The organism is Anoxybacillus ayderensis, from assembly GCF_000833605.1.
Taxonomy (GTDB): domain Bacteria; phylum Bacillota; class Bacilli; order Bacillales; family Anoxybacillaceae; genus Anoxybacillus; species Anoxybacillus ayderensis.
This window is the reverse complement of the sequence record NZ_JXTG01000005.1, coordinates 20,201-33,108: the sequence shown is the minus strand read 5'-3', so window position 1 is coordinate 33,108 and position 12,908 is coordinate 20,201. Positions and strand designations below refer to the sequence as shown.

General features: G+C 40.0%; 13 protein-coding genes and 2 tRNA genes. 5 read left to right on the top strand and 10 right to left on the bottom strand.

Annotated features, from left to right (window positions below; translation table 11 throughout):
* Nucleotides 1-5 precede the first annotated feature (5 nt).
* From JV16_RS06810 to JV16_RS06790, 5 genes are all read left to right on the top strand, one after another.
* On the top strand, nt 6-1,037 hold the full coding sequence (locus JV16_RS06810) for a Ger(x)C family spore germination protein (RefSeq protein WP_244463798.1): 1,032 nt from the start codon (nt 6-8) through the stop codon (nt 1,035-1,037).
* A gap of 71 nt (nt 1,038-1,108) precedes the next feature.
* Nucleotides 1,109-2,164 (top strand): ABC transporter ATP-binding protein, encoded by a 1,056-nt coding sequence (locus JV16_RS06805; protein ID WP_021094388.1) that lies wholly within the window; start codon nt 1,109-1,111, stop codon nt 2,162-2,164.
* 1 nt (nt 2,165) lies between these two features.
* Nucleotides 2,166-2,963, top strand: a complete 798-nt coding sequence (locus JV16_RS06800) for an ABC transporter permease (protein WP_021094389.1) — start codon at nt 2,166-2,168, stop codon at nt 2,961-2,963.
* Nucleotides 2,960-3,739 carry an ABC transporter permease gene (locus JV16_RS06795; RefSeq protein WP_021094390.1) on the top strand — a complete coding sequence of 260 codons (780 nt, stop codon included), beginning with the start codon at nt 2,960-2,962 and terminating at the stop codon, nt 3,737-3,739. The genes JV16_RS06800 and JV16_RS06795 overlap by 4 nt, the downstream gene beginning before the upstream one ends.
* A complete protein-coding gene (locus JV16_RS06790; protein ID WP_021094391.1) occupies nt 3,736-4,809 on the top strand; it encodes an ABC transporter substrate-binding protein in 1,074 nt (357 codons plus the stop codon). The genes JV16_RS06795 and JV16_RS06790 overlap by 4 nt, the downstream gene beginning before the upstream one ends.
* Nucleotides 4,810-4,838: 29 nt before the next feature.
* Here JV16_RS06790 and rlmH read toward each other — a convergent pair whose 3' ends face one another.
* From rlmH to JV16_RS06745, 10 genes are all read right to left on the bottom strand, one after another.
* Entirely contained in the window at nt 4,839-5,318 is a 480-nt protein-coding gene (gene rlmH / locus JV16_RS06785) for a 23S rRNA (pseudouridine(1915)-N(3))-methyltransferase RlmH (protein WP_035063040.1), read from the bottom strand.
* Between the two features lie 83 nt (nt 5,319-5,401).
* On the bottom strand, nt 5,402-5,557 hold the full coding sequence (locus tag JV16_RS15165) for a CxxH/CxxC protein (protein WP_009361064.1): 156 nt from the start codon (nt 5,555-5,557) through the stop codon (nt 5,402-5,404).
* Between the two features lie 54 nt (nt 5,558-5,611).
* The gene (locus tag JV16_RS06780) at nt 5,612-6,820 is read right to left on the bottom strand and encodes a S1C family serine protease (RefSeq protein WP_021094393.1); all 1,209 of its coding nucleotides are present in this window, start codon (nt 6,818-6,820) and stop codon (nt 5,612-5,614) included.
* A 112-nt stretch (nt 6,821-6,932) separates the two neighbouring features.
* Nucleotides 6,933-7,721: an MBL fold metallo-hydrolase gene (locus JV16_RS06775; protein WP_021094394.1), complete on the bottom strand. Its 789-nt coding sequence runs from the start codon at nt 7,719-7,721 to the stop codon at nt 6,933-6,935.
* Between the two features lie 5 nt (nt 7,722-7,726).
* Nucleotides 7,727-8,512: a two-component system regulatory protein YycI gene (locus JV16_RS06770; protein WP_021094395.1), complete on the bottom strand. Its 786-nt coding sequence runs from the start codon at nt 8,510-8,512 to the stop codon at nt 7,727-7,729.
* On the bottom strand, nt 8,499-9,827 hold the full coding sequence (locus JV16_RS06765) for a YycH family regulatory protein (protein ID WP_035063041.1): 1,329 nt from the start codon (nt 9,825-9,827) through the stop codon (nt 8,499-8,501). The genes JV16_RS06770 and JV16_RS06765 overlap by 14 nt, the downstream gene beginning before the upstream one ends.
* A 5-nt stretch (nt 9,828-9,832) precedes the next feature.
* Nucleotides 9,833-11,647 (bottom strand): cell wall metabolism sensor histidine kinase WalK, encoded by a 1,815-nt coding sequence (gene walK, locus JV16_RS06760; RefSeq protein WP_021094397.1) that lies wholly within the window; start codon nt 11,645-11,647, stop codon nt 9,833-9,835.
* Nucleotides 11,648-11,651: 4 nt separating this feature from the next.
* Nucleotides 11,652-12,356: a response regulator YycF gene (yycF, locus tag JV16_RS06755; RefSeq protein ID WP_021094398.1), complete on the bottom strand. Its 705-nt coding sequence runs from the start codon at nt 12,354-12,356 to the stop codon at nt 11,652-11,654.
* Nucleotides 12,357-12,457: 101 nt separating this feature from the next.
* Nucleotides 12,458-12,530, bottom strand: a tRNA-Phe gene (locus tag JV16_RS06750).
* Nucleotides 12,531-12,786: 256 nt separating this feature from the next.
* Nucleotides 12,787-12,862 (bottom strand) — tRNA-Asp (locus JV16_RS06745).
* Between the last annotated feature and the right edge of the window lie 46 nt (nt 12,863-12,908).

Here is a 12,908-nt window from a genome sequence, read left to right as displayed (position 1 = left end):
GTGGAATGAAAACACAACTTGACGAATTAACACTCGCATTGACGGTCGGTTTAGATGAGGGGAAAAATGGAAATTTACTCATTTACTCGATTAGCCCGGTATTTAATAAAGAAGCAAAAAACATTTACGAAGTCATTCGTACAGTTGGAATGACACCGCGCGACGGACGTTCAAAAGCAAACGCGTTTGCGTCTGGAAAAATTGTTGGTGGAAAAGCGCAAAACATTATCGTCAGCAAAACGCTCGCGAAAAAACACGACATGTTTTCCTATTTGGATGTGTTTTATCGCGATCCAAAAAATTCAACAACAGCGAATTTTATCGTTTTCGATGGCCCATTAAAAGATTTAATGTACGTTCGTCTCAACGATAAACCGCGTTTATCTGTCGCTATTCGCGATGTCATATTAACTGCCCATGTAAGTAAACAAACGACAAAAATTAATATGCTTGATTTTCGGCGTTTATCGCTCGATCGTGCCCAAACTTCATTTGCACCCATTTTAAAAGTGCATAAAGGCGACTTAATAGCGGGGGGCATTGCTTTATTTAATGAACAACGAAAATATGTCGGTAGCCTTTTACAAAAAGAAAGTCCGTATTTTGCGATATTGAAAAAAAATGTTAAACCTGCTACATCGCTTACGTTTCAAACGAAAAAACAAAAAGAATATGTCAGCATTTCGGTTGAACATGGTGATTTTTCATATAAACCGTCATTTCGAAACGGGGCGTTCCATTTTGACGTTCGTATGAAGCTCGGTGTCATTGTCACTGAGTCAACAACATACATCGATATGAAAAAAGAAAAGAAAAAGGTAGAGAAATGGCTTGCAAAAGAAATACAAAAACAACTGGAATCCGTCGTTAAAAAAATACAAAAATACGAAGTCGATCCAGTCGGATTTGGTTTGTATGCCCGCGCTTACGAATACAAACAGTTTCAAAAGCAAAAAAGCTGGCCAAAAGCATTCGCGAAAGCAAAGATCGATATTCATCCAACGGTTGAAATTATTAGCTACGGCGTTCTTCAATAAAAAGTTGCTGAATACAGACGGATCGTTCATAATGAATTTAAAAAATAGCTAAATGAGGTGGGAAAAACAATATGGACGATCGCGTCATCATTCGCTTTGACCATGTGACGAAACAATACGATGATGATCTTCCTGTACTCGATGATGTCAGCTTTGAAATCGAGCGAGGCAAATTTTATACGCTTCTCGGTCCGTCCGGTTGCGGAAAAACGACCATTCTTCGTTTAGTCGCTGGTTTTATCGAACCGACGAAAGGTGATATTTATTTCCACGGAAAACGAATAAACAATGTTCCAGCAAATAAACGGCAAGTGAATACGGTGTTCCAAGACTATGCGCTTTTCCCTCACTTAAACGTGTTTGAAAACGTTGCTTTTGGCTTGCGTATAAAAAAAATGCCAAAGGCAGACATTGAACGAAAAGTAAAAGAAGCGCTTCGTTTCGTCAACTTAGAAGGATACGAACAACGCGCCATTCATGAAATGTCAGGCGGACAACGGCAACGTGTCGCCATCGCCCGCGCGATCGTCAACGAACCAGACGTCCTTTTATTAGATGAACCGCTTTCTGCGCTCGATTTAAAGCTGAGAACAGAAATGCAATATGAGTTGCGCGAACTGCAACGAAGACTTGGCATTACATTTATTTTCGTCACTCACGATCAAGAAGAAGCGCTTGCGATGTCAGATGAAATTTTTGTGTTAAATAAAGGAAAGATTCAACAACGCGGTACACCAAAAGATATTTATGATGAGCCTGTCAACCGCTTTGTCGCTGATTTTATTGGGGAGTCAAACATCATTACGGGAACGATGATTGACGATTTTGTTGTGGAATTTGCAAATCAACAATTTACGTGCGTCGATCACGGATTTGCGAAAAACGAACAAGTGGATATTGTCATCCGACCTGAAGATTTAGAATTAACAACGGTTGAACGAGGCAAATTGCGTGTACGCGTCGATTCCGTTTTATTTCGCGGCGTACATTATGAGCTTTGTTGTTATGATACGCATGGGAACGAGTGGCTCGTTCACTCAACAAAAAAGGCGGACATCGGGGAAGAAATTGGCCTTCATTTTGAACCAGAAGCGATCCATGTCATGAAGCAGAGCGGAGGGGAATAACATGCGCCGTTACGCTTATGCTATCCCATATTGGCTATGGATCGGATTGTTCGTCATTGCACCGATTATTCTTATTGTTTATTATTCGTTTTTCGATATTGAAGGCCATTTCTCGCTCGTCAACTATGAAACTTTTTTCACACCTGTGTATTTACGAATGACGTTCAATTCGTTTTGGTATGCCTTCTTAATTACAGCCATTTCGCTTCTTATCGCTTATCCAACGGCCTATTTGTTGACAAAAACGAAGCATAAGCAGCTCTGGTTGTTGCTTATTATTTTGCCGACATGGGTCAATTTATTGTTGAAAGCGTACGCTTTCCTCGGATTGTTCGGCACGTATGGCGCAGTGAACGCGCTATTTGAAGCACTTGGGATCGGAACGAAACAGTTATTGTTTACAGACTTTAGTTTTGTTTTCGTATCCGTCTATATTTTTATTCCGTTTATGATTTTGCCGATTTTTAATGCGCTTGAAAAATTGAATCCTTCGTTGATCGATGCAGCACGCGATTTAGGAGCGAACGAATGGACGACATTTCGTCGCGTCATTTTTCCGCTTACGCTTGATGGCGTAAAAGCAGGATGTCAAGCCGTGTTTATTCCGTCGCTTTCGCTCTTTATGTTGACGAGGTTGATCGCTGGAAACCGCGTCATTACGCTTGGTACCGCTGTTGAGCAACATTTTCTCGTGACGCAAAATTGGGGAATGGGTGCGACAATCGCTGTCTTTTTAATGATCGCCATGGCTAGTATAATGGCGTTGACAGGGAATAAAAAATGGGGGGTGAGACAATGAAAGTTTCTCGCCTCTACTTAGCGTTTGTGTTTTTCGTGTTATACATGCCTATTTTTTATTTAATTTACTATTCGTTTAATAGTGGGGGAACGATGCATCATTTTGAATCGTTTACGCTCGATTGGTATAAAGAAGTGTTTGCTGATACACGCTTGCTTGTCATCGTGTTGCACACGATGATTATTGCATTATTATCGTCATCGCTAGCGACAATCATTGGCGTTTTCGGAGCAATTGCCATTTATTATGCAAAACATCGTTGGAAACAAACGTTGCTTACGTTAAATAACATCTTAATTGTCAGCCCTGACGTCATTATCGGGGCATCGTTTCTCATTTTATTTACGATCGCTGGCATTCAGCTCGGCTTTACGTCCGTTCTCCTGTCGCATATTGCTTTCAGCATTCCGATCGTCGTGTTAATGGTGTTGCCCAAGCTACAAGAAATGAGCCCAACGCTAATTGATGCGGCACGCGATTTAGGGGCAAATGAATGGAACGTATTGACAAAAGTCGTTCTCCCGTACATTACCCCTGGCATTTTCGCTGGTTTTTTCATGGCACTCACGTACTCGCTTGATGACTTTGCAGTTACGTTTTTCGTGACGGGAAACGGTTTTTCGACGTTGTCTGTTGAAATTTATTCGCGGGCACGACAAGGGATTTCGTTATCAGTCAATGCTTTATCTACCCTTCTTTTCTTATTTACGCTTTTCCTTGTCGTTGTGTATTACGTCATGACACAACGGACTAGCGTCAAGGGGGGACAAAAATGAAAAAAGTAGTGTCGCTTTTTTTACTTGTTTGGCTCGTTGCTTTTAGCTTGCTTTATGTTACAAAAACAATCGAATCGTCTAAAGGGTATGGAGGAAATAATACCGTAACAATTTATAACTGGGGCGACTACATTGACCCCGCACTCATTAAAAAATTTGAAAAAGAAACAGGCTTAAAAGTCATTTACCAAACGTTTGATTCGAACGAAGCGATGATGACAAAAATTGCGCAAGGTGGCACGACATTTGACGTTGCTGTCCCTTCGGAGTACGCCATCAGCAAAATGAAAGAAGAAGGGTTGTTACTTCCCATCAATCATGCCAAAATCCCAAACTTACGCTATATTGATGAGCGTTTTCTTAACTTATCGTTTGATCCAGGCAATCAATATTCCATTCCTTACTTCTGGGGAACGGTCGGCATCGTCTACAACCGCGCCCTGCTTGGTGGGAAAGAAATTACAAGTTGGAACGATTTATGGGATCCGGCGTTTAAAAATCAAATTTTACTTGTCGATGGCGCGCGCGAAATTATAGGTATGGCGTTAAATAGTTTACATTATTCGCTCAATGATACGAACAAAACGCATTTACAACAAGCAAAACAAAAACTAGATGCCCTCACGCCAAACGTCAAAGCGATCGTCGGCGACGAAATTAAAATGCTTCTTGCGAACGAAGAAGCAGCGATCGGCATCGTCTGGTCAGGGGATGCGGCAGAAATTATGTGGGAAAATGAACGGCTCGATTATGTCATCCCAAAAGAAGGAACAAACTTATGGTTTGATAATATGGTCATTCCAAAGACGGCAAAAAACATTGAAGGTGCCCATCAATTTATTAATTTTATGCTTGATCCGAAAAATGCCGCCCAAAATGCCGAATACGTCGGCTACTCAACACCAAATAAAAAAGCGCTCGAATATTTGCCGAAGGAAATTGTTGAAGATGAGCGTTTTTACCCGAGCGAACAACTTGCCAATAAACTTGAAGTGTATGAAAACCTGGGGAAAAGCATGCTTGCGTACTACAATGAATTGTTTTTACAGTTTAAAATGCATCGCAAATAAGAGGATGGCGAAAAGCTATCCTCTTATTTTTACTTGTGATACGGTTCTCCTCGGTTAATGCGAAAAGCGCGGTAAATTTGCTCGGTTAAAATGAGGCGCATGAGTTGATGCGGAAACGTCATTTTTGAAAATGAAAGCGATTCGTTTGCTCGTTTCATGACGTCATCGCTTAAGCCGAGAGACCCTCCAATGACAAAAGCCACTTTACTTTTCCCGTATGTCGCTAACCGATCAAGCGTTTGAGCGAATTGTTCAGAAGACATCATTTTTCCTTCAATCGCTAAAGCAATGACGTGCATATCGTCTGTTATTTTACCTAAAATACGCTCGCCTTCTTTCTTTTTTACGAGCCCCATTTGTTGTTCACTTAATTGCTCTGGCGCTTTTTCATCCGCTACTTCAATGATGTCGATTTTTGCATACGATGATAATCGTTTCGTATATTCTTCGATCCCTTGTTTTAAATATTTTTCTTTCAACTTACCCACAGCAATAATATATATATTCACAAGTGATCCCCACTTTACAAACATAATATCCACAGGTTTTATCCACATATCCACAATACAAATCCACATATTGTGTAGAAACATTAGTTCCCTACTATATATACCGCACGTTGTTCACAAAAATCGCACATTTCTTCTTTTTTATCCACAGAAACTGTTGATATCTCAGGTGCTTGTTGTTTTTCATCCACATACATATCAATCGCAAGTTCGACATGTTGTTCACAACATTTCCACAAAGCATACCACTCCTCGTTTACGAATGAAACGACAGGGAATGCCCTGCCGTTTCATTATAATGATTGTTTAGCCAATTTTAATGTCACTGTTTGTTTTTTGCCATCGCGATAAAACGTTACTTTCATCGTATCGCCAATTTGTTTCCGATTATATAAATGCTTTCTTAAGGCGATGACATCCGAAATGTTTTCGTCATCTAACGCGACAATGACATCAAATTCACGTAAACCGGCTTGGGCAGCTGGTGATCCCGGCACGACTTGTAAAATAGCAACCCCTTCTTTCACGTTTGCCGGCAAATGAAGCGTCTGTTGCCAATGATATGCTGGAATATCGCTTAATGAACGGAGTTCTACTCCCATATATGGTCGGCGAACTTGTCCAAACTTCTCTAAATCCGCAATGATCGGTTTTGCGTAATTAATCGGAATAGATAATCCGATGCCTTCCACCGCTTCTTGCGCAATTTTCATCGAGTTAATTCCAATGACTTGACCTTCGATATTTACGAGCGCTCCTCCGCTATTTCCTGGGTTAATCGCAGCATCTGTTTGTAATACTTCTGCATGCCAATCTGGGATGCCATCTTGATCAATATCAATTGGAATCGTACGGTTTACCCCAGAAATAATTCCTTGCGTCACAGAACCTGCAAATTGTAAACCAAGCGGGTTTCCAACTGCAATCACTGGCTCCCCGACCTTCACGACATCTGAGTTACCGAATTCAGCTACGTTTGTGACATGTTTCGCATCGATTTCTAATACTGCTAAATCGGTCCATACATCGCTTCCAAGAAGACGAGCTGGCACTTTTGTTCCGTCGCTTAAGCTCACTTCGACACGGCTCGCACCTTCAACGACGTGATGGTTAGTGACGATATATGCCTTATTCCCTTCTTTTTTATAAATAACACCTGAACCTGTTCCGGCTTCCCCGCTCTCTGACCAAAAACTTGCTTCTTGAATATTTACAATGCCGACAACCGCATTAGATACTTTGTTGACTGCTTTCGTTACTTGAGTCACAACATCCACCGCTACACTTTTATCTACTTTTGGCTGCTCTGTCACCGTCGTCTGTTTTTCTTCCGCTTGTTCAAGTGAATAAGGTAACACGTCCCATTTCACTAGCGAAGGAATAGAGACGATGACAAGCATTCCGCCTAAAACCGCTCCGACTAAACCTGCTAAAAACGTTCCTCCGCGGTTCCCTTTTTGTTTTTGACGAACATGTGCATAATGATCATCATAATAGCCCATTTTTCACCCGTCCTTTCTATCTCAAATATTGACCCCTTTTCCATTATAACCTGTTTTTTCGCCAATCATCTAATAATATACATACGGTATGTTGGTGAAAAAACGGTGAAATTTATACGGAAACGAGCGCTGTCGGACGAACCGGATCCGTATCATATAGTTGAAAAGATTCCCCGACGATCATCCCTTTTTTCTCAAGCGTCTGAGCAACTGTCATTCGCGCTAATTCTTTCATATTGTTATCTTGGCTTAAATGAGCTAAATAAATGCGTTTTGTTTTGTCACCGATCACATCCGCTAGGGCGAGACCGGCATCTTCGTTCGATACGTGTCCGACGTCACTTAAAATACGTCGCTTAATGTTCCATGGATATTTCCCCATACGTAACATTTCTACATCATGGTTGCTTTCAAATACAAATACATCCGCATGACAAATGACACCTTTCATTCGTTCGCTAACATAACCTGTATCTGTGATAAGCGCTAGCTTTTTTCCTTCATAATGAAATACATAAAACATAGGCTCGGCGGCATCGTGCGATACACCAAATGACTCAACATCTATATCTCCAAACGTCCGAACGGTACCAGTTGGAAAAATAAATTTTTGTTCAGATGGAATGTCACCAATGAGCCCGTCCATCGCTTTCCATGTTTTTTCATTCGCATAAATCGGAAGGCGATACTTCCGAGCAATGACGCCTAAACCTTTAATATGGTCACTATGTTCATGTGTCACTAAAACACCTGTGACATCTTGAATGTGGCGATCAATATGAGCAAATAGTTGCTCTAATTGTTTGCCGCTTAACCCTGCATCAACAAGTAACCGTTCACGTTCCGTTTCTACGTAAAAGGCGTTACCCGTACTGCCGCTCGCCAAAACGCTAAACCTCATGTTATTCACTCCAACACTTTATTTTCATCGCTAATTACTTGTCCTTCAAATGCATTGACATAATAATCTGTTTTTCCATTCACAACAACGTGCCATGTCGGTGTTAATACTTGCGAAGTCGTGAATTGGACAAGCGCGTAATAGCCAAGATCGATTTTCGTTACTTGATCACCTGGCTTTAAGTAATTTCGCTTATACAACGTCTCTAACGCTTTAATTGCTGGCAAAATTTCTTGTTTTTTCTCGTTTTTTTCTAAATCAATGAGCAACGTTTGTTCATAACCGACCATTTCATTTTGATCGTTCACATAAATAAGCAACATACTGCTTATGTTTTTATAAATCGTCTTGCCTTCGTATTGTTGAAAATAAATGAGCGCTTGTAAATCTTCGTCGTACTTCCAAAACGCATATTGATCACCCGCAATGATATTTTGCCTTAAAAACTCTGTTAAACGATAACCGTCTTTTGGATCTTGTAACGGAACAGGTTTAATAAAATGCGCTTGCAAAACGGTTTCGTTTGCCGTTTCTACTTGCTGGTTTGGCAAATTTTTAACTTCTTCTTCCGTAAACGTTTTACTTTTCCCACTTACATATGTCGCTTTCGTGATCTCCTTCGGCAAATCAACATACGTAATGCCATCCGCTTCAAGTTGCTCTTCAATTGTCGCTTCTAAAATAACATCAAGCTGGCTACTATTTTTTTTCTGAATAAATTGGTACCCTAAAAATATATCAAGAATAAAAAATGTAATAATAAAAATCGTCTTCGTTTTACTCCAATCCAATGATATCCCCTCTTCGTTCATCTGTCGTCATCACAATTTTGCGCCACGTTCCGCTATATAAACAGTACCAAGCTGGTTCTAACATGACGATATTTTCCCGCTCCGAATCACGAATGAGCTCATAACCGATTGCGATGTCATCAATTAACTCATGTTGAATATTTTTTTGTTTTTTCAACTGATCAATGACTTCATATCCAGACGAAAGTGTAATTGGCAAGCTCACCCGATCGGGAATAGCTAATGTAAATAATGGACGTTGGTAATTGATAATCTCATTTTCTCCCCATATTTGTATAATTTCTGCCATACCGTAACGATTAAATACAGGATAACCATTGGCAAACAAACGAAAAGTTACTTTTCTACCGTTTTCGTCTAAGCGATCAAAATAATACGTATCCGTCCAACCACCGTGATCGTTCACAAAATCGATGCTTTTTTGCAAGATCGTTGGATCAAACGTTTGTGTTTCGCCACGAGCCGCTGGGTTGACATACAATAGTAACTTTTTAGATAAATCGACATCCATTAAACGCGAACCATCTGTATATTCTTCTCCAAAACTAAGGACATCTTTTTTCACAAAACTCGGATCTGTAAATAACGCATCTTTAAAACGATCTGCACTTAATTCATCCATATAGTATTGCAATCGGTTTAATACGAGTGGACGAGCTGGTAAAAATAATGATTTTGTTTCGCTTATGTCGTACGATAAAAACGGTGTATAACGCTCTGCGCGTGCATAATATGTTTGTTTCAAATTCTCAATCGACACATCTTGAGCGACCGCTTTATATATACGCTTTTCATTGGCAGATACGAAATATACGTGAATTTCTTCTTCGTCTTCATTCATCGGAATAATGATTCGATCAAAGCGAACTTTTTCAACATCTGTATCGTCTATTTGAAAAATCGTGCGATACATTTCGATTGGTATATCATCTGGATAAATAATTTCTATTTTTCCTTTCCCGTGGATAAATGAAAGAAATTGTTCTTTTTTCACTGTGTCTGATATATTTTCAAAATGATCGAACGTCCAATTTTTCATTTCCTTCATAAATTTATAAATGTCCGAATGATGTGTCATCCCGTAATGTTGTGCATCTTTATGAATAAAAATATAACGCGGCTGAACAACTGTTCCATAATCGACCGCAACATTGCTGACAGGGACGTTTTGAATGTATTTTGCGTTTTCAATGAAGTCATATTTCGGCTGATACGTCCATAAACTCCACGTTAAAAAAACGCTCGTACATACAAGAATCGTCAATACAATCGATTTAATCGTTTCGTATCTCATCATTTTCATCCTTTTTTCTGTTGTTCAATCGGCAAAGTAAAGTAAATCGTTGTCCCTTTCCGTTCTTGACTTTCAGCCCAAATACGCCCACCATGTGCAACGACAACTTCTTTTGCAATCGCAAGACCTAGCCCTGTTCCACCGAGCTTCCGCGAGCGTGCCTTGTCGACACGGTAAAAGCGCTCAAAAATTTTCGATAAATCCGATTTAGGAATGCCCACCCCTTCATCTTTCACACTTACTTCAATATGCTCCTCTTTTTTCTTTACGCGAAACGTAATTTTTCCTCCTTGCGGAGAGTATTTTAAGGCGTTAGAAATAATGTTATCAAGCACTTGTGTAATTTTATCTTCGTCCATATGAACAAAGATTTTTTCGTCTGGAAAGTCTCGAACGAACGACACGTTTTCTTTTTTCGTTAGTTCAAATCGATCGATCACTTTATGAAAATATGGAATAAAATGAACGCGTGTCTTTTTCAATTTGTAGTCTTTACTGTCGAGCTTAGAAAGCTGCAACAAATCGTTGACGAGACGAATCATTCGTTCTGTTTCATTTTGTGTCACTTCAATAAACCGTGGGGCAATTTCCTCATCGCGCCACGCCCCGTCTGCGAGCGCCTCTAAATAACTGCGCATTGTCGTTAACGGTGTCCGTAGTTCATGTGATACATTGGCAACGAATTCTCGACGATCGCGGTCAATTTTCTCGTGTTCTGTAATATCGTGCAACACAACGATTAAACCGTTTACAAACCCTTTTTCTTTTTGAATAACAGATAAAGAAGCACGTAAAATGTACATTTCTTCCTCTGTACTAAAATCTAAAATTAACGTTTCACGCTCTTCAAGCAGCGTTTCAAATGTGTATTGTTCATCTAATCCTAATACGCTCACAATAGGAGCAGACAACACTGTTTCACGTGAAACATTTAAAATGTTTAGCGCTGCATCATTAATTAAAATAATTCTCCCTTTTCTATCTGTTGCAATTACACCATCCGTCATATGCGTTAATACCGATTCTAACTTGCGGCGCTCTCCTTCGGTCGTCGCTTGCGCTTCTTGCAATTTTTTCGTTAAGTTGTTAAAGCTAAGCGCAAGTTGGCCAATTTCATCATACCCATATACTTTTACTTTCCGTGAAAAATTACCTTTGGCCATCGCTAATGCTTGTTTACGCATATCTGAAATTGGACGCGTAATCGTTTGCGCTAGTAAAATGCCTAGCAACGCTGTAATGACTAAAGCGATTCCTGTTCCGGTCGCTAAAATGTTATTAATTTGCCTCATCTGTGCAAAAACATTTTCCATCGAGGCGATAACATAAATAGCCCCTTTTATTTCGTTCTTTAATTTAATTGGAGTCGAGGAAATATACATGCGATGACCTGTTTTCGGGTCGACAAGCATTTTTTCTGTCATTTCGCCCGCGACTAACGTTCGTTTAATTAGTAAATCTGTCGTACGTTTTCCGACAATATTTTGATTGTATGGGTTCGATGTTCCTAATACTTTACTTTTATTATCAATAACGCGCACTTCAGAAATATCTTGTGACACGAAATCTTGTAAAATCGCGCGAATTTCTTCTTCGATTGTAGGGCTTTTTTTATCGCGTTCTTTATTCATTTCTTGTTCAATATTATAAGCAAGCAAAATTACGCGCTCATTCAAAGAGTTTTTAAAGTTTTCAACGAGTTGCGCTTCTAATTGGCGCACGAAATAAGCCCCGATAATTTGCATCGCAATTAAAATAAGCAAAATGTAAATCAAGGCAAATTTCACGTGAATTGATTGGAATATACTTACTTTTCTCATGCGGTTACTCCTGTTCCGGATTTCGTAAATAATATCCTACCCCTCGTCTCGTCACGATCCACGTCGGATGCGAAGGGTTGTCCTCAATTTTTTCACGCAAACGTCGAACCGTTACATCAACGGTACGCACATCGCCAAAATAATCGTATCCCCATACCGTTTGAAGTAAATGTTCACGTGTCATCACTTGACCGATATGTTTCGCTAAGTAGTGAAGAAGTTCAAACTCGCGGTGAGTTAATTCAATTTCCTCGCCTCGTTTAGATACAATATAAGCGTCTGGATGAATGGTGAGCGAACCAATTTTTATTTCGCTCATTTCCTTTACATCTTGTTCTTGTCTTTGTTGATGGCGACGCAAATTAGCTTTCACGCGCGCCAGCAACTCGCGCGTGCTAAATGGTTTCGTGACATAATCGTCCGCACCGAGCTCTAGTCCAAGCACTTTATCAATTTCAGAATCTTTCGCTGTCAACATAATGATCGGCATATCGTATTTTTTACGAATTTCGCGGCATACTTCCATACCATCTTTTTGCGGAAGCATAATATCTAATAAAATTAAATCGGGTTGAATATCTTCTACTTTTTGTAATGCCTCCACACCGTCGTACGCACAATATACGTCATATCCTTCTTTTCTTAAATTAAATTGCAAAATGTCAGCAATCGGCTTTTCATCATCAACAACTAAAATTTTTTTCTCCATTTATGTTCACTCCCCCAAAAAGGCGTATTTACATATAGTGTACCATGTCACTATTATAAAATAAAAAAGCATAGACACATATACGTATCTATGCTTACAAGTGGCTCGGGACGGAATCGAACCGCCGACACAAGGATTTTCAGTCCTTTGCTCTACCGACTGAGCTACCGAGCCATATGAATTGTAGCTTCATCCTTTATTTATTCAAAAACAAAACGTCCTTCGTCCCGCTCTCCGTTTGCTTATTCAAGATGCGGCTCGAGCGGTACGCTGGTGCCTGATCAATGAAGTCCATTCGAGCGTGCTCTACCGACTGAGCTACCGAGCCATATGAATTGTAGCTTCATCCTTTATTTATTCGAAAACAAAACGTCCTTCGTCCCGCTCTCGTTTTGCTTGCTCACGATGTACGCCTATGATTATAAAAAAATGGCGGTTCCGACGGGATTCGAACCCGCGATCTCCTGCGTGACAGGCAGGCATGTTAACCCCTACACCACGGAACCGTATTCTAACGGACATTTATTATTTTATTATATAATTAGTAATAAG

What these genes read in the sequence shown, in the direction of transcription:
- JV16_RS06765 (WP_035063041.1), bottom strand. Translation starts at nt 9,827, where the DNA reads ATGAGATACGAAACGATTAAATCGATTGTATTGACGATTCTTGTATGT.
- JV16_RS06805 (WP_021094388.1), top strand. Translation starts at nt 1,109, where the DNA reads ATGGACGATCGCGTCATCATTCGCTTTGACCATGTGACGAAACAATAC.
- JV16_RS06790 (WP_021094391.1), top strand. Translation starts at nt 3,736, where the DNA reads ATGAAAAAAGTAGTGTCGCTTTTTTTACTTGTTTGGCTCGTTGCTTTT.
- JV16_RS06780 (WP_021094393.1), bottom strand. Translation starts at nt 6,820, where the DNA reads ATGGGCTATTATGATGATCATTATGCACATGTTCGTCAAAAACAAAAA.
- walK (WP_021094397.1), bottom strand. Translation starts at nt 11,647, where the DNA reads ATGAGAAAAGTAAGTATATTCCAATCAATTCACGTGAAATTTGCCTTG.
- JV16_RS06775 (WP_021094394.1), bottom strand. Translation starts at nt 7,721, where the DNA reads ATGAGGTTTAGCGTTTTGGCGAGCGGCAGTACGGGTAACGCCTTTTAC.
- yycF (WP_021094398.1), bottom strand. Translation starts at nt 12,356, where the DNA reads ATGGAGAAAAAAATTTTAGTTGTTGATGATGAAAAGCCGATTGCTGAC.
- JV16_RS06800 (WP_021094389.1), top strand. Translation starts at nt 2,166, where the DNA reads ATGCGCCGTTACGCTTATGCTATCCCATATTGGCTATGGATCGGATTG.
- JV16_RS06795 (WP_021094390.1), top strand. Translation starts at nt 2,960, where the DNA reads ATGAAAGTTTCTCGCCTCTACTTAGCGTTTGTGTTTTTCGTGTTATAC.
- JV16_RS06810 (WP_244463798.1), top strand. Translation starts at nt 6, where the DNA reads ATGAAAACACAACTTGACGAATTAACACTCGCATTGACGGTCGGTTTA.